The sequence below is a fragment of the Loktanella sp. PT4BL genome (assembly GCF_003201935.1).
In the GTDB taxonomy this organism is placed as follows: Bacteria; Pseudomonadota; Alphaproteobacteria; order Rhodobacterales; family Rhodobacteraceae; genus Yoonia.
On the sequence record NZ_QJJL01000004.1, the window covers coordinates 76,348 to 90,720 of the forward strand.

Consider the following 14,373-nt stretch of genomic DNA (forward strand, 5'->3'; position numbering starts at 1 on the left):
CCTCCAACGAGGCAAATTGCGTTATTACTTGAAACAATCGGTTTGATTGGCAATGATTGCACCTCTATTCACAAACATTCCTCAAAAGGGTCATAATATGATCCTCAATGGGACGTGTTCTTGTTTTCAATTAAGAATGACTATGTGTCCAGCGGGCCGCCGCTGATTAACGAAAGAAAGCGCTTAATGATGGATGAAAACACGCAAGTCCTTGATGTGACCTACGGCAACTTCTCTTGCCGCCTGGAAGGTTTCGAAGATTCTGTCGAGACAATGAAAATGGTTGTGTCTTTCTTCCATGATCTTGCCGGTCACGATCGCTTTATGGACACAGAGCCTCTTGCACCCGACATGGCCACGCTTGCCCGCCTGACCGAAGAACAGACAGGTGTCGCGGTCGATATCGAGGGTGAAGGCAATCGCGTCAGCCTGCGCGTCCGCCAGCCCGATGAGGATATTGCCCCTGCTGCGTTGGAAGAAGATGACGCAGATGACTATTTTGACGATGAAGAAGCGTACGACACTGCGCCCGAAGAGGCCGACGATGAGGATGATGACGGATCATACGCCGACAATCTTGCCAGCGTAGCCGACAAGCTGGAGCGTATGCGCGCTGCGGCGGCTGAGCGCAAAAGCGCATCAAGCGCGGAAGAGTTTTCGGAAGACCTGAGCGAGCCTGCCGCTCCGGCGGTCAACCCGCTGTCGCAGCGTCTTTCCGATCTGGTCAAGCGGACAACGGCTGCGGCTGCAGCTGCTCCGATCGAGGATGACACCCCAAAGGCGCAGGCAGCTGTGAGCGAAGATGAAGACTTTGATGATGATTTGAACGTCTTCGACACCGCAGAGTATGACGAAGATATTGCAGCCGCCCTTGCCGCTGAGGAAGAGGACGACGAACTGATGGTCGCTGATCGCGGGGCGGATGAGCCGGTTGCTGCAGATACCTCGGACGAGGATGACGAATTCGAAGATGACGTTGTCGCAGCGCAATCAGATGAGCACGCCGAAGACGACGACTTTGAAGATGAGTACGCGACCGACGATGCAGACGATGTTGAAGCCGAGCAGGACGAAGAGCCGCTTATGCTGACCGCGAAGCAGGCGTCCCAGATCGAAGATGATGACTATGATGACGATGACGAATTCGACCTTGAGGCCGAAGTCGCCAAGGTCGAAGCCGAGATCGCAGCACGTCAGGGCAATGAATTCGCCCGTCCCGGCCTACCCCGCCATGTCGAAGACGCCATGAGCCGGATCATGTCGCAAACGGATCAGCACCTGAACCAGCCCGAGAACCGCCGCCACCGTGATGCGTTTGCGCAGCTGAAAGCCGCAGTCGCCGCGACAGAAGCCGCACGGCAACTCGGCGACAAGGGTGCGGACAAGCGCGACCCGGATGAAGTCTACAAAGACGATCTCGGCGCGCATGAAGCAAAGGATAAGGGTGACGGCAAACCGATACCACCGCTCAAGCTTGTGAAGTCGCAAGAGGTCAAGCCCGGTGCTGGCGATCGTCAGACTTTGCAGCGGCCTGAAAGCAATGCACCTGCAAGTGCGGGCTCGATGGAGGCCGCATCCGAGCGCCTGCGCAAGATTGCGACATTGAAGGAAGCTGACGCAAAGCCGGAAACCAACGATTTTGCTGACTTTGCCGCTGCACACGGTGCGTCGGATCTGACAGACCAACTGGAAGCCGCTGGTGCCTATATCTGCTTTGTTGAAGGTGAAGATGACTTTTCACGCCCGCAGGTGATGAAAATGGTTCAGTCTGCCTCGGACAGCGAGATTTCCCGCGAAGACGGTCTGCGCAGCTTTGGCCGCCTTTTGCGCCAGGCCCGCCTGATAAAGCTTCCCAACGGGCGGTTCCAGGTTGCGGAAAACACTCAGTATCGCCCTGACGGGTACAAAGCCGCGCAAGGCTAAATGATTGACCAATAAATAAAGGCGGGGTTTTGCCCCGCCTTTTTTGTTTCTACCTGTTCTCTGGCGCGTCCGGATCAGGTTGCCCGATCCCTTTGAACACCCATTTCAAAGGGAATGCCCAACCGATGCCCAGCGCGACATAGACAAAGAACTCCACGATCAGCGGAAAGCGCACCTCTTGGGTCATCATATAGCTCATGATGGTCACGGCCACGATGATGTAGACGGGCAAGCCCACGACCAGCACAAAGAGAGCCAGTTTTTTCCGCGCTTTATATGTCATCTATCCTCAGTCTGCGAATGGGTCGGTCACCAGAATGGTGTCTTCTCTTTCAGGTGAGGTGGAAACTAGGGCGACAGGGCATTGGATCAACTCTTCAATACGTCGCACGTATTTGATCGCCTGCGCAGGCAAGTCCGCCCATGAGCGCGCGCCTTCGGTCGATTCGGACCAGCCCTCGATTTCTTCATAGACCGGTGTGCAGCGCGCCTGTTGATCGGCGGCGGTCGGCAGGTAATCCATCAGTTCGCCATCAAGCTCGTAGCCCACACAAATCTTGAGCGTCTCGAAGCCGTCCAACACATCCAGCTTGGTCAGCGAAATGCCAGTCACACCCGAGGTTGCACAGGTCTGGCGCACCAAAGCAGCATCAAACCAGCCGCAGCGACGCTTGCGTCCTGTCACGGTGCCGAACTCGTGCCCCCGCTCGCCCAGACGCTGGCCATCGGCATCATCCAGCTCGGTCGGGAACGGCCCCTCGCCTACGCGGGTGGTATAGGCCTTCACGATCCCCAGCACATAATCAATCGCCGTCGGGCCAACGCCCACGCCAGTCGCGGCCTGCCCTGCGATCACATTCGAGGATGTCACGAAAGGATAAGTGCCAAAGTCGATATCCAGCAGCGCACCCTGCGCGCCTTCGAACAGAATACGCTTGCCCGCCTTGCGCTGCTCGTTCAGCACTTTCCAGACAGGGGCTGCAAACGGCAGGATTTCGGCTGCAATCTCTTTGAGTTGCGCCACCAGCGCATCACGATCGACGGGTGCGATGCCCAGCCCTTTGCGCAGTGGGTCATGGTGCTGCAACGCACGGTCAACGCGGGCCTCCAAAGTGGCCGCATCAGCCAGATCAGCGACGCGGACAGAGCGGCGGCCAACCTTGTCTTCATAAGCTGGCCCAATGCCACGGCCTGTAGTGCCGATCTTGGTGCCTTTGCTGGCGGCCTCTTCACGGGCGCGGTCAAGCTCACCGTGAATCGGAAGGATCAGCGGCGTGTTCTCCGCGATCATCAGAGTGCTGGGATCAATCACAACTCCCTGCTTGCGGATCGAGGCGATTTCCTTGACCAGATGCCAAGGGTCGAGGACTACGCCATTGCCGATCACCGACAGTTTCCCGCCTCGCACCACGCCCGAAGGCAGCGCGTTCAGCTTGAACACCTCGCCATCAATGACAAGCGTATGGCCCGCGTTATGGCCCCCTTGAAAGCGCGCGATCACATCAGCCCGCTCCGAGAGCCAGTCAACGATCTTGCCTTTGCCTTCATCGCCCCATTGCGCACCGACGACCACTACGTTTGCCATGAATATTCATTCCTTTGCAGATTGCGTCCCCCCTATATCGCTGCCCCCGCGAATGGGAAACCGCAAATTTGCGACCCTAGACAGGGCACGCAGACCTCGGCATTGTCGGCCCACGGAAAAGAAGTGAGGCATATCATGGGTTTTGTCATTCGTTGGGTCTTTGCCCTTTTGTTGCTGATGGCGACCTATAACCCGACACAGTGGAATTATGTGCGCTGGAGCATGGCGAATTATGAAACGCAGCTGTCTTTGACGGTGCTGTTCGGTCTGATCCTTCTTGTGGGATATATAATCTATCTGCGTGCCACCCTGCGCTCTATCGGGATATTCGGGATGCTGCTGATCTTGGCCGTTGTCGGCACGATCCTGTGGGTTCTGTTCGATCAGGGTGTGATTAGTCTGAACAATCCTTCCGTGAATACGTGGATCGGTATCTATGCCCTTTCGATCGTTCTGGCGGTGGGTTTGTCGTGGTCAATTGTCCGCCGCAAGCTCAGCGGACAGGCTGATGTGGATGACATCGACGAATAAGCGGGTTTTCAGGGGTTGCGGGACGGCCCCAAGACTTTTAGATACCGCTTGTTCTTGAACGCCCCGAAAGGCCCGAAATGGAAAATGTCGTCCTCATCATTCACCTGATCCTCGCGCTCAGCCTGATCGGTACTGTGCTTTTGCAGCGCTCCGAGGGTGGTGGTCTTGGGATGGGCGGCGGTGGCGGTGCAACCGGTTCACGCCCTGCGCCGACCGCGATGAGCAAATTTACATGGGCACTGGCTGCGGCTTTTATCTGCACATCCATCGCGCTGACATTGATTGCTGCAAGCAATACCGCCGGGTCTTCGGTCGCTGACCGGTTCGGCGCCGATCCAGTGCAGGAAGGTGTCGCGGTCCCCGATCTGGGTGACAGTCTGTTGCCGCCTTCCTTGAATGGTGATGACCCGCTGCTGCCAGCGGGTGAGTAAGTAAATACTACCTGTTGCCCTGATGCTATTTAGGGCAACATGATGTTGGGTCAGCGGTTGCCAATCGCGTCCGAATCCACTACAGATCAAATCCCGTGATGATGCGAATTTTCGGGTTCGCTTTCCCACAGTTTTTGGAATTTTTCACGGGGGTCTCCTGCCAATGGCGCGTTTCATTTTCATTACCGGCGGCGTTGTCTCCTCTCTCGGTAAAGGTCTTGCATCCGCCGCTTTGGGTGCTTTGTTGCAGGCACGGGGCTATTCGGTCCGCCTGCGCAAGCTTGACCCCTACCTCAACGTTGATCCGGGCACGATGTCACCCTTCGAGCATGGCGAGGTGTTCGTCACCGACGATGGCGCAGAAACCGATCTGGATCTTGGCCACTACGAACGCTTTACAGGCGTGCCTGCCCGCAAGACAGATTCTGTAAGCTCGGGGCGCATCTATTCCAACGTTCTGGAAAAAGAGCGGCGCGGCGATTATCTGGGCAAGACGATTCAGGTCGTCCCCCATGTGACGAACGAGATCAAAGATTTCATCAGCATCGGCGAGGATGAGGTCGATTTCATGCTCTGTGAAATCGGCGGCACCGTGGGCGACATCGAAGGCCTGCCCTTTTTTGAAGCGATCCGCCAATTCGCCCATGACAAGCCCCGCGGCCAGTGCATTTTCATGCACCTGACATTGCTGCCCTATCTGGCGGCTTCGGGTGAGCTGAAGACGAAACCGACGCAACACTCGGTCAAGGAATTGCAGTCCATCGGCATTGCGCCCGATATCCTTGTGTGCCGCTCGGAGCAGCCGATCCCCGAAAAAGAGCGCGAGAAGATCGCATTGTTCTGTAACGTCCGCAAACAAAGTGTGGTCGCGGCCTATGATCTGAAATCCATCTATGAGGCCCCACTGGCCTACCACGATCAAGGCCTTGACCAAGCGGTTCTGGATGCCTTTGACATTGCCCCAGCCCCGCAGCCGAAACTTGAGATGTGGCACGACGTCTATGACCGCATCCATAATCCAGAGGGCAAAGTAAAGGTCGCGATTGTCGGCAAATACACCCAGCTTGAGGACGCCTATAAATCCATCGCCGAGGCGCTGACCCATGGTGGCATGGCCAACCGTGTAAAAGTGCAGATCGAATGGGTCGATGCCGAGCTTTTCGATAAAGACGATGCCGCACCCTATCTGGAAGGGTTCCATGCGATCCTCGTACCGGGCGGTTTCGGTGAGCGCGGGACAGAGGGCAAAATCAAAGCGGCGCAGTTCGCCCGCGAAAAGAAGATCCCCTACCTCGGGATATGCCTTGGCATGCAGATGGCCGTGATTGAGGCCGCGCGGAATGTGGCCGGTCTGGCGAAAGCGGGGTCTGAGGAATTCGACCATGAGGCGGGCGGGAAGCGGTTCGAACCGGTCGTCTACCACCTCAAGGAATGGGTACAGGGCAACCATACCGTGGCGCGCAAGACCGATGACGACAAAGGCGGCACGATGCGTCTGGGCGCTTATGACGCCACGCTGACCGAAGGCTCGAAAGTTGCGGGTATTTACGGCACCACGGCGATCGAAGAACGGCACCGCCACCGCTATGAGGTGGATGTGAAATATCGCGATGTGCTGGAAAAGGCCGGCCTGAAATTCTCGGGCATGTCACCGGATGGCAGGCTGCCCGAGATTGTCGAATGGTCCGATCACCCGTGGTTTATCGGGGTGCAGTTCCATCCAGAGTTGAAGTCAAAACCCTTCGCGCCACATCCGCTATTCGCGGATTTTGTGCGGGCGGCTGTCGAGACCTCTCGTCTGGTGTAGTAGACCAAATCCTCTGAGAGGATTTGGTCCAGATTTTTGAAAAAATCTGGCGTTTAGAAGCCGAAGGTGATCTTGCGTGTGAGCACGATGCTCCCGCTCAACATATCGTCGTTTTCGCTGATCGGGCTATCGGCGGCATCCTCACGCAACTGGTCATAATTGATCGTCCCGATCACTTCCCAGTCATCGTTGATCGCATAGGTCGCCTCGGCCATTGCGCCGGCGCTGACCAGCCCGCCTTGGGCGTCAAAATCGGTCAGACTTGTCGCGCCGGAAACACCGAAATAGGTCTGCGCATAGTCATCATCACCGATAAGCACCCGCGGCCCTGCCTTGAAAGTCAGCTGGTCTGTCGGCCTGTAATAGACGTTGCTGCCGATCTCGCTCACGAAAGACCCGTGTCCGATCACACCGTAACGCAACACGGCAAAAACGTCATAGTAGGGGGTCGTGAATTCCAGTCCGCCACCAAGTTCCAGCGAGGCGTCAATATCCTCGAGCCCCGCGAGCTCACCGAAATCATCGGCACTACGCTCGCCGATAAAGCGCAAAGACCCTGTCACACCCAGCCCGTAGTTATCACCACCACCGAGCGACACGCCGCCAAGCTGCAGGCTTCCCAAGCGGAATTTCGCCCCCACACCAGGCGCGGTTTCGTCGCTGCCAAAGTACTCGGGTGCAAATGACGGCCCAAGACCGAACCGGAAGGTCACACCATCCGCCGTATCTTGCGCTATTGCGAACTGCGGTGCTGTGATGGCGAAAACAGCAAGGATAACCCGTTGTAACATATCAATTCCTAATGTTGTTGGCCCCATGGTAGCGCCCCTGCACACACAAACAACCCACAAACGCGCGAGCACGGCCACGATGGACAGGCCCACACCGCTACGCTAAGCCGATGCCAGCGACCCAAGGACCGTCACACGCCCTATGCTTTCATATCAGCACATCTATCACGCCGGAAATCTGGCCGATGTCCACAAACACAGTATGCTGGCCTGGGCGCTGAGCTATATGACGCGCAAGGACAAACCGCTGTCCTATCTCGAAACACATGCGGGGCGCGGTCTTTATGACCTGCAAGACGCCGCCGCGTTGAAAACCGGCGAAGCGGCCAAGGGGATCGCAGTTGCGCAGGACTGGTTTGCGCCTGATCACCCGTACGCGCAGGTACTCGCACGCATCCATGCCAAATACGGGGAAAACGCCTATCCTGGTTCCCCCCTGATTGCGGCTGAAAGCCTGCGTCATCTTGATACGATCCACCTGTCGGAATTGCATCCGCAAGAATTCGCCGCCCTCAAGGACACGATGGCCCCCTATGGCGGGATCTTCCGTCAGCACGACGGCTGGGAAATGGCCATGTCGGTCTGTCCGCCCGACCCGAAGCGCGGGTTTTTGCTGATTGACCCCTCTTACGAGGTGAAGTCCGACTACGACACTATCCCGGCGACAATCGCCAAGCTGCATCGCAAATGGGGGGTGGGTGTCATTATGCTGTGGTATCCGATCCTGACCGATGCGCCCCATAAACCTATGATCCGTGCTCTGCAGGCGTCTCTGCCCGATGGGTTCACGCACGAAGTGCGCTTTCCCCCCGCGCGGGAGGGCCACAGGATGGTCGGCTCTGGTTTGTTCGTGGTGAACGCCCCATATGGACTGGCAGAGGAAGGGCTGCGCCTTTCTGCCCTGTTTGAAGATAAGCTCAAGGACCCTATGTAAGCGTTATGTTTCAAGATATTCTCAGGCGCCTGACCGCCCCCGCACCCGCTCCCCTGAACGAAATTGACAGCCGCGTCGCGCTCGGCGCGCTTCTGGTCCGCGTTGCGCGCACCGATGGCGATTACGCACAGGTCGAGATCCAGCAGATCGATCAGGCGTTGATGACACGCTACAGTCTTTCGGCCGCAGATGCCGCGACACTCCGCGCCGAATGCGAGGAACTGGAAGCGCAAGCCCCCGATACCGTACGCTTTACCCGCGCCATCAAAGAGGCAGTCTCCTATGAAAACCGGCTGAGCGTGATCGAAGCACTCTGGTCGGTCGTGATGGCCGACGGCGTGCGCGATGATGAAGAGGACAGCATGATGCGGATGACCGCCTCTTTGCTGGGTGTCTCCGATCAGGACAGTCACAGCGCACGGATCAAGGTGAGCGGAAAATAACAGCACTCATGGGGAAAACCGCGCCCAAATTACGCTGACGTTGGGTCAGTGCGCGCCAAAGAGTTGCAAATGCCCCTGAAATAGGCACAACTCGTGACCACAACAACGAAAAGCTGCCCCGCCCCGTGAACACGTCTGCCCCAGTCATCGAAATCCGCAACCTTCACAAAGCCTATGGCGATCTGGAGGTTTTGAAGGGTGTCGATATCACGGCTCCTGCAGGGCACGTCGTATCCCTGATCGGGTCGTCCGGTTCCGGCAAATCCACACTCCTGCGCTGTGCGAACCTGCTCGAAGACAGCCAACAGGGGGATGTCCTCTTCTGCGGGGAACCTGTGATCTGGAAAGGCACCGGCGCACGCCGCCATCCGGGGGATCATGCGCAAATGATCCGCATCCGCACGAATCTGTCGATGGTGTTTCAGCAGTTTAACCTCTGGGCGCATATGACCATCTTGAAGAATGTCATGGAGGCCCCTTTGACCGTGCTCAAGCGCGACCGCGCCGAGGTTGAGGCCGCCGCGCGCAAATATCTCGACAAGGTCGGCATCGGCGACAAATGCGATGCCTACCCCGCCATGCTTTCGGGCGGTCAACAACAACGGGCCGCGATTGCGCGTGCCCTTTGCATGGAACCCAAGGCGCTGCTTTTTGATGAGCCGACAAGCGCCCTGGATCCCGAACTTGAACAGGAAGTCGTGAAAGTGATCAAGGATCTGGCCGCCGAAGGGCGCACCATGATCATCGTCACCCATGACATGCGACTGGCCGCTGATGTCAGCGACCATGTCGTTTTCCTGCACCAAGGCAAAATCGAAGAGCAAGGCGCACCTGCCGAACTTTTCGGCAACCCAAAGACCGAACGGCTTCAGGGCTTCCTGTCGGCCACGGTTTCTTAACCTCATCAACCCGGGAGATCATTGATGAAAAACCTTATCCTTACGACGGCCGCACTCGCCGTTGCTGGTTCCATGGCCCTTGCCGACGCGCATTCCGTTGTGCGTCTTGGCACCGAGGGCGCCTACCCTCCATACAACTTCCTTAACGATGACGGCGAAGTTGACGGGTTCGAGCGCGCTTTGGGCGACGAGCTTTGCGTACGCGCCGAACTGACCTGCGAGTGGGTCACAAACGAGTGGGACAGCATTATTCCGAACCTCGTATCCGGCAACTATGATGTCATCATCGCAGGCATGTCGATCACGGACGAGCGCGACGAAGTCATCGACTTCTCTGACAACTACACACAGCCCGATCCGTCCGCCTATCTGGTGACCTCCGAAGATGTCGATCTGGCCAATGCGGTTATCGCAGCACAGACAGGCACAATTCAGGCAGCATTCATTGCTAGCACAGGTGCGACTTTGCTGGAATTCGCAACACCTGACGAGACTGTCGCAGCGGTGAAAAGCGGTGAAGCTGACGCCGTTCTTGCCGACAAAGCCTTCCTTGCGCCAATCGCTGAATCCGATGCCGAAGTGATGCTGATGGGTCAGGAAGAGCTGATCGGTGGCGGTGTAGGCCTTGGCCTGCGCGAAAGCGACGGTGAACTGCGTGACAAATTCAACGCAGCGATTGCGTCCATGAAAGCAGACGGCTCGTTGAACGCGTTGATCGCGGAATGGGGTGTGGGCGAGCAATTCTAAGCTGCCTTGCAAGACAGCACAAAGGGTCGCCAGTTTGGCGGCCCTTTTTCATTCAGCCTTCGGCAAACCGTTGCGGACGGTAGGGCGCGATCATCGCCGCATCCGCGTTGTCCAGACGACCTGCAATATCCTTGGCAATCAGCTCTGCAATAATCGGCCCAAGCGTGATGCCGGAGTGCAGCACAGCGACATAAACCCCTTCGGCCAACGGCCCCACGACGGGCAAACCATCCTGCGGCACCGGTCGCTCTGCGCGGATAACCTCGGCCCAGCGCGCTTCAGCCAATCCATCGCAGAGGCCGCGTAGCCGCCCCATCGCAGCATCGGCGGCGTCATCCGGCATCTGCGACAAGTTCTCTGCTGCGTCGCCTTGGTGGCCCACAGAGACAGGCATCAATATCTGCCCCGACGGTTCCTGCCTGATCTCGCCATCGGGCGTGGCCAGAATATGCTGCAGGATTTTTTCTTGCCGGTTGGTACGCAGGATATAGGCGGGGCGCGGCACGAGCGGGATCGTGCAATCAATGCTCTGCGCCAGCGCGGCCGTGCCTGTCCCGGCAGCGATGATCACCTGATCGGCAGCGATCACGCCCTGCGTTGTTACAACCCCCACACCACGTCCATTGCGCAGCGCGATCCCGGTGACCGCCACATTGCTGATCACCCGTGCGCCCGCATCCTGTGCTGCGGCCAGAAACGCCCTTGCCAGATCACCCGAGGAGGCAGCCCCCTCGCTGGGGAAGAAAAGCGCCTGTTTGGGGGTGGTTTTCAGTGCCGGTTCGCGCGCGGACACGGCCGACCCGCTTAACAGTTCCACAGGGTACTCAAATCCGCGCAACTGCGCGTATGTCTCTTCCATCGCAGCCTCGGGCATGTCCCAGCATAAACACCCCTGCCACACCACAGGGGCCGCGACGTCTTTCATGACGCGGTGCCATGCCCGAATACCTGCCGCGCGGAGGTGATGATGGTCGTCGTTCAGATAAAAGCTCGCGTTGATCCAGCCAAAGGCGGCTTGTGTCGCGTCCGGTGCGCCGCTTGTGACAACCGTAACGCGTGACCCCGCGCGTGACAGTTGCAGCGCCGTCGCGGCCCCGATGATGCCAGCGCCTACAATAACGACAGACTGTTCCATTTTTAGCGTCTCCTGCTGCCGCAAACCCGCATTGCGCCGCGTAAATGCCCGCCGCGCGTTGACTTGGCGCGACAATTGTTGGACGGATTAACAACCCAACGCAATAAGACGATTGATGTTTAGTTACTGTACGGACCCCGCCACCCTTGAAGGCTTCCAATGGCTTAGCTGCTACCTGACGACAGGCAAGCACATGTCCATGTACTACGCCTTTGGTACGGTCCTGCTGCTGCTTGCGATCACGGCCCCCACGGCGCTTGCTTTCGGGTTCGCGGGCGCATCTGCGGCGCGCAGCAATGTGGCCCCGCTGCGCTGGATGGGCAAAACCTATATCGCCATCGTGCGCGGCATCCCCGACATCGCGTTTTTCCTTTTCTTCGTGATCGCGCTTGATCAGGCGTTTGAGTATATCCGCCACCGCATCAAATGCCCCGACTGGACCGAGCCGGTCCGCCAAGGCAATGATTTCGTGGTGTGCACCGCCGCCAAGCTGCCCTTGGGCAATGCCCCACAATGGGTGCATGAGACCTACGGCTTCATGTTGGCCGTGCTCACCTTTGCTATCGTCTTTGGGGCATTTGCCGCAAACGTCCTGTTTGGTGCCATGCGCGCCGTGCCAAAAGGCCAGCTGGAAACCGCTGAAGCCTACGGCATGAACCGCCGCCAGACGTTCTGGCGCGTTCTGGTCCCGCAAATGTGGGTCTATGCCCTCCCCGGTCTGTCGAACCTCTGGATGGTGCTGATCAAGGCCACACCACTGCTGTTTCTGCTGGGCGTCGAGGATATCGTTTACTGGGCCCGTGAGCTGGGCGGTGCCAAGCAGCCGCAATTCACCGACTATCCGCACCCTGACTGGCGGATGTGGTATTTTGGTGCGCTGCTGATTTTCTATCTGTGTTTTACGAAAGTCTCCGAGGTCGTGCTGGACCGGATCATGGCCAAACTCACCCACGGCCAGGCCACTACCGCCGGTGAACGGCAACGCAAGGCGGCCGCATAATGAGTTGCTGGGAAACGATCGCCGATTACGCGCTGCGCAGCCAAGGTATTGGCGAGCGTTTGTTGCCGCGCAGTGACTTTACGCTTTGCCAGCAGTTCACGCTGATCGGGTCGGGCATGATCTGGAATATTTATTTCGGGGTCGTGGCGCTCTGCTTTGGCTTTTTTCTGGCCACAGCCGTGGCGATGGGCAAGGCCGCACAGAACCCGCTTTTGCGCAAGCCTGCGGAATGGTTCATCTTTGTCTTCCGCGGCTCACCGCTGTTTATCCAGTTCTTCTTTGCCTATTTCGTGTTTCTCAGCCTCAAGAACGTCAGTCCCTTCTTTGATCCGCTCACCTCGGCCTGGGCCGGTGCGCTGGTGGTCCTGTTCCTGAATACCGCCGCCTATTCTGGCGAGATTTTCTATGGTGCGCTGCAATCCATCCCCAAAGGCGATATCGAGGCAGCCGACGCTTACGGTCTATCAGGCTGGACCCGCTTTCGCCGTGTCATCTGGCCCACCATGCTGCGGCTGGCATGGCCCGCCTATACCAACGAGGCGATTTTCCTGTTTCACGCCACGACGCTTGTGTTCTTCTCGGGCTTTCCGGCAACGCAACAACGGGGCGACGCGCTTTATTATGCCAACTACTTTGCCGACAAGACTTTCAATCCTTTCGTCCCCTATCCGATCCTCGCAGGATATTTCATCATCCTGACGCTGATCGTCATCGGCCTTTTCGGCTTGGTGAACAGCCATCTGAACCGGCATTTACCGCAGGATGTGCGCAAGAAAATCAAAGTGAGGCCGCAGATTATCCGATGAGTTGGCTCGATGATCACCCCGAAATCCGCAACCTGCGCTGTGGTGCCGCCGATCTCAACGGCCAGCCACGCGGGAAACGTATGCCGCGCAAGTTTGCCCAGAAGCTCGAAAAAGAAGGCACGCGCTTTCCGCTCTCGGTCCTGAACCTTGATATCTGGGGCGAGGACATCGACGACAGCCCGTTGGTTTTTGAAACCGGCGATGCCGACGGCCTGCTGTTGCCAACCGAGCGGGGCTATGTCCCGATGCCCTGGCTGCGCGCGCCAACGGCCATCTTGCCGCTATGGGCGTTTCATGATGATGGCACGCCTTTCTCTGGTGATCCACGCCACGCGTTGGCCCGTGTGCTGAACCGCTACAAGGACCATGGCCTGACACCGGTGGCTGCGACCGAGATGGAATTCTATCTTGTCGACGACAGCGGCAAAGAAATCCAGCAGCCGAAATCGCCACGTTCTGGCAAACGCCGTGCCGGTGCCGAAATCCTGTCCCTACGCGCACTCGACGCCTTCGATGAATTCTTCAACCAGCTTTATGACGCCTGCGGTGCGATGAATATTCCCGCCGAGGCCGCGATTTCCGAAGGCGGGATCGGCCAGTTCGAGGTGAACCTTGAACATGTCCCCGATGCGCTGAAAGCCGCGGACGATGCGTGGCTTTTCAAGATGCTGGTGCGCGGCCTTGCCCGCAATCACGGGATGGCGGCCAGTTTCATGGCCAAGCCATATGATGACTACGCGGGCAACGGGCTACACACGCATTTTTCGGTGCAGGACAAGGATGGCAAGAACATCTTTGCCAATGATACATTTGAAGGCACACCCCTTTTGCAAAACGCGATTGCCGGCTGTCTGGCAGGCATCCCTGATCTGACGCTGATCTTTGCGCCCCATGGCAACAGCTATGAACGGCTGGTGCCGGGCGCACATGCACCGACCAGCATTTGCTGGGCCTATGACAACCGCACCGCCACTGTGCGCGTGCCGGGCGGGAGCTATGGCGCGCGGCGGATCGAACATCGTCTCGCGGGTGGAGACGTGAACCCCTACCTGTTCCTTGCTGCCGTGCTGGGGTCTGCGCTGGTGGGCATCGAGGACGGCATGACACCCCCTGCCCCGATCACCGGTAACGCCTATGACCAGAAGCTACCGCAGGTGCCTAGCACCTGGGCGGAAGCGATTGACAGGTTTGAACAAAGCGCGCTTGCGCGGCGCATCTTTGATCCGCAATTGGTGGATAATCTGGTCCGGACGAAACGGCAGGAAATGCAGTATTTTGCGGAAATGTCCCCCGAAGAACAGCTCGACCATTATCTTGATCTCGTCTAATTCTATCAGCAGA

At 57.9% G+C, this 14,373-nt stretch carries 15 protein-coding genes; 11 read left to right on the forward strand and 4 right to left on the reverse strand.

The window, feature by feature from the left end:
* The first annotated feature begins 186 nt into the window (after positions 1-186).
* Positions 187-1,923: a hypothetical protein gene (locus C7964_RS14275; protein WP_286163966.1), complete on the forward strand. Its 1,737-nt coding sequence runs from the start codon at positions 187-189 to the stop codon at positions 1,921-1,923.
* Positions 1,924-1,972: 49 nt separating this feature from the next.
* Here C7964_RS14275 and C7964_RS14280 read toward each other — a convergent pair whose 3' ends face one another.
* Entirely contained in the window at positions 1,973-2,206 is a 234-nt protein-coding gene (locus tag C7964_RS14280; protein ID WP_110280342.1) for a DUF2842 domain-containing protein, read from the reverse strand.
* Between the two features lie 6 nt (positions 2,207-2,212).
* Positions 2,213-3,508 (reverse strand): adenylosuccinate synthase, encoded by a 1,296-nt coding sequence (locus C7964_RS14285; protein WP_110280343.1) that lies wholly within the window; start codon positions 3,506-3,508, stop codon positions 2,213-2,215.
* A 135-nt stretch (positions 3,509-3,643) separates the two neighbouring features.
* Between C7964_RS14285 and C7964_RS14290 the strand changes: the two genes are divergently transcribed.
* From C7964_RS14290 to pyrG, 3 genes are all read left to right on the forward strand, one after another.
* A complete protein-coding gene (locus C7964_RS14290) occupies positions 3,644-4,039 on the forward strand; it encodes a DUF6524 family protein (protein WP_110280344.1) in 396 nt (131 codons plus the stop codon).
* A 77-nt stretch (positions 4,040-4,116) separates the two neighbouring features.
* A complete protein-coding gene (gene secG / locus C7964_RS14295; RefSeq protein ID WP_055296621.1) occupies positions 4,117-4,470 on the forward strand; it encodes a preprotein translocase subunit SecG in 354 nt (117 codons plus the stop codon).
* Positions 4,471-4,633: 163 nt separating this feature from the next.
* Positions 4,634-6,277, forward strand: a complete 1,644-nt coding sequence (pyrG, locus tag C7964_RS14300; RefSeq protein WP_110280345.1) for a CTP synthase — start codon at positions 4,634-4,636, stop codon at positions 6,275-6,277.
* A gap of 53 nt (positions 6,278-6,330) precedes the next feature.
* On the opposite strand, the gene C7964_RS14305 is transcribed toward pyrG, so the two are convergent.
* A complete protein-coding gene (locus C7964_RS14305; RefSeq protein ID WP_181417198.1) occupies positions 6,331-7,068 on the reverse strand; it encodes a MipA/OmpV family protein in 738 nt (245 codons plus the stop codon).
* Between the two features lie 142 nt (positions 7,069-7,210).
* Here C7964_RS14305 and rlmJ point away from each other — a divergent pair, with 142 nt between their 5' ends.
* The 4 genes from rlmJ (at position 7,211) to C7964_RS14325 (ending at position 10,091) form a co-directional block, all read left to right on the forward strand.
* On the forward strand, positions 7,211-8,002 hold the full coding sequence (gene rlmJ / locus C7964_RS14310; RefSeq protein ID WP_110280347.1) for a 23S rRNA (adenine(2030)-N(6))-methyltransferase RlmJ: 792 nt from the start codon (positions 7,211-7,213) through the stop codon (positions 8,000-8,002).
* Positions 8,003-8,007: 5 nt separating this feature from the next.
* On the forward strand, positions 8,008-8,445 hold the full coding sequence (locus tag C7964_RS14315; RefSeq protein ID WP_110280348.1) for a tellurite resistance TerB family protein: 438 nt from the start codon (positions 8,008-8,010) through the stop codon (positions 8,443-8,445).
* Between the two features lie 125 nt (positions 8,446-8,570).
* Complete coding sequence (locus C7964_RS14320; RefSeq protein ID WP_110280349.1) at positions 8,571-9,344, forward strand: ABC transporter ATP-binding protein; 774 nt, start codon at positions 8,571-8,573, stop codon at positions 9,342-9,344.
* A 24-nt stretch (positions 9,345-9,368) separates the two neighbouring features.
* A complete protein-coding gene (locus tag C7964_RS14325) occupies positions 9,369-10,091 on the forward strand; it encodes a transporter substrate-binding domain-containing protein (RefSeq protein WP_110280350.1) in 723 nt (240 codons plus the stop codon).
* 52 nt (positions 10,092-10,143) lie between these two features.
* Here C7964_RS14325 and C7964_RS14330 read toward each other — a convergent pair whose 3' ends face one another.
* Positions 10,144-11,226 carry an NAD(P)/FAD-dependent oxidoreductase gene (locus C7964_RS14330; RefSeq protein ID WP_110280351.1) on the reverse strand — a complete coding sequence of 361 codons (1,083 nt, stop codon included), beginning with the start codon at positions 11,224-11,226 and terminating at the stop codon, positions 10,144-10,146.
* A 115-nt stretch (positions 11,227-11,341) separates the two neighbouring features.
* Here C7964_RS14330 and C7964_RS14335 point away from each other — a divergent pair, with 115 nt between their 5' ends.
* From C7964_RS14335 to C7964_RS14345, 3 genes are read left to right on the forward strand one after another with little or no spacing between them, the layout of a single operon-like run.
* Positions 11,342-12,226, forward strand: a complete 885-nt coding sequence (locus C7964_RS14335; RefSeq protein ID WP_110280352.1) for an ABC transporter permease — start codon at positions 11,342-11,344, stop codon at positions 12,224-12,226.
* Positions 12,226-13,032 carry an ABC transporter permease gene (locus tag C7964_RS14340; RefSeq protein WP_110280353.1) on the forward strand — a complete coding sequence of 269 codons (807 nt, stop codon included), beginning with the start codon at positions 12,226-12,228 and terminating at the stop codon, positions 13,030-13,032. The genes C7964_RS14335 and C7964_RS14340 overlap by 1 nt, the downstream gene beginning before the upstream one ends.
* A complete protein-coding gene (locus C7964_RS14345; RefSeq protein ID WP_110280354.1) occupies positions 13,029-14,360 on the forward strand; it encodes a glutamine synthetase family protein in 1,332 nt (443 codons plus the stop codon). The genes C7964_RS14340 and C7964_RS14345 overlap by 4 nt, the downstream gene beginning before the upstream one ends.
* Positions 14,361-14,373 lie beyond the last annotated feature (13 nt).

What these genes read in the sequence shown, in the direction of transcription:
- C7964_RS14275 (WP_286163966.1), top strand. Translation starts at nt 187, where the DNA reads ATGATGGATGAAAACACGCAAGTCCTTGATGTGACCTACGGCAACTTC.
- C7964_RS14280 (WP_110280342.1), bottom strand. Translation starts at nt 2,206, where the DNA reads ATGACATATAAAGCGCGGAAAAAACTGGCTCTCTTTGTGCTGGTCGTG.
- C7964_RS14285 (WP_110280343.1), bottom strand. Translation starts at nt 3,508, where the DNA reads ATGGCAAACGTAGTGGTCGTCGGTGCGCAATGGGGCGATGAAGGCAAA.
- C7964_RS14290 (WP_110280344.1), top strand. Translation starts at nt 3,644, where the DNA reads ATGGGTTTTGTCATTCGTTGGGTCTTTGCCCTTTTGTTGCTGATGGCG.
- secG (WP_055296621.1), top strand. Translation starts at nt 4,117, where the DNA reads ATGGAAAATGTCGTCCTCATCATTCACCTGATCCTCGCGCTCAGCCTG.
- pyrG (WP_110280345.1), top strand. Translation starts at nt 4,634, where the DNA reads ATGGCGCGTTTCATTTTCATTACCGGCGGCGTTGTCTCCTCTCTCGGT.
- C7964_RS14305 (WP_181417198.1), bottom strand. Translation starts at nt 7,068, where the DNA reads ATGTTACAACGGGTTATCCTTGCTGTTTTCGCCATCACAGCACCGCAG.
- rlmJ (WP_110280347.1), top strand. Translation starts at nt 7,211, where the DNA reads ATGCTTTCATATCAGCACATCTATCACGCCGGAAATCTGGCCGATGTC.
- C7964_RS14315 (WP_110280348.1), top strand. Translation starts at nt 8,008, where the DNA reads ATGTTTCAAGATATTCTCAGGCGCCTGACCGCCCCCGCACCCGCTCCC.
- C7964_RS14325 (WP_110280350.1), top strand. Translation starts at nt 9,369, where the DNA reads ATGAAAAACCTTATCCTTACGACGGCCGCACTCGCCGTTGCTGGTTCC.
- C7964_RS14330 (WP_110280351.1), bottom strand. Translation starts at nt 11,226, where the DNA reads ATGGAACAGTCTGTCGTTATTGTAGGCGCTGGCATCATCGGGGCCGCG.
- C7964_RS14335 (WP_110280352.1), top strand. Translation starts at nt 11,342, where the DNA reads ATGTTTAGTTACTGTACGGACCCCGCCACCCTTGAAGGCTTCCAATGG.
- C7964_RS14340 (WP_110280353.1), top strand. Translation starts at nt 12,226, where the DNA reads ATGAGTTGCTGGGAAACGATCGCCGATTACGCGCTGCGCAGCCAAGGT.
- C7964_RS14345 (WP_110280354.1), top strand. Translation starts at nt 13,029, where the DNA reads ATGAGTTGGCTCGATGATCACCCCGAAATCCGCAACCTGCGCTGTGGT.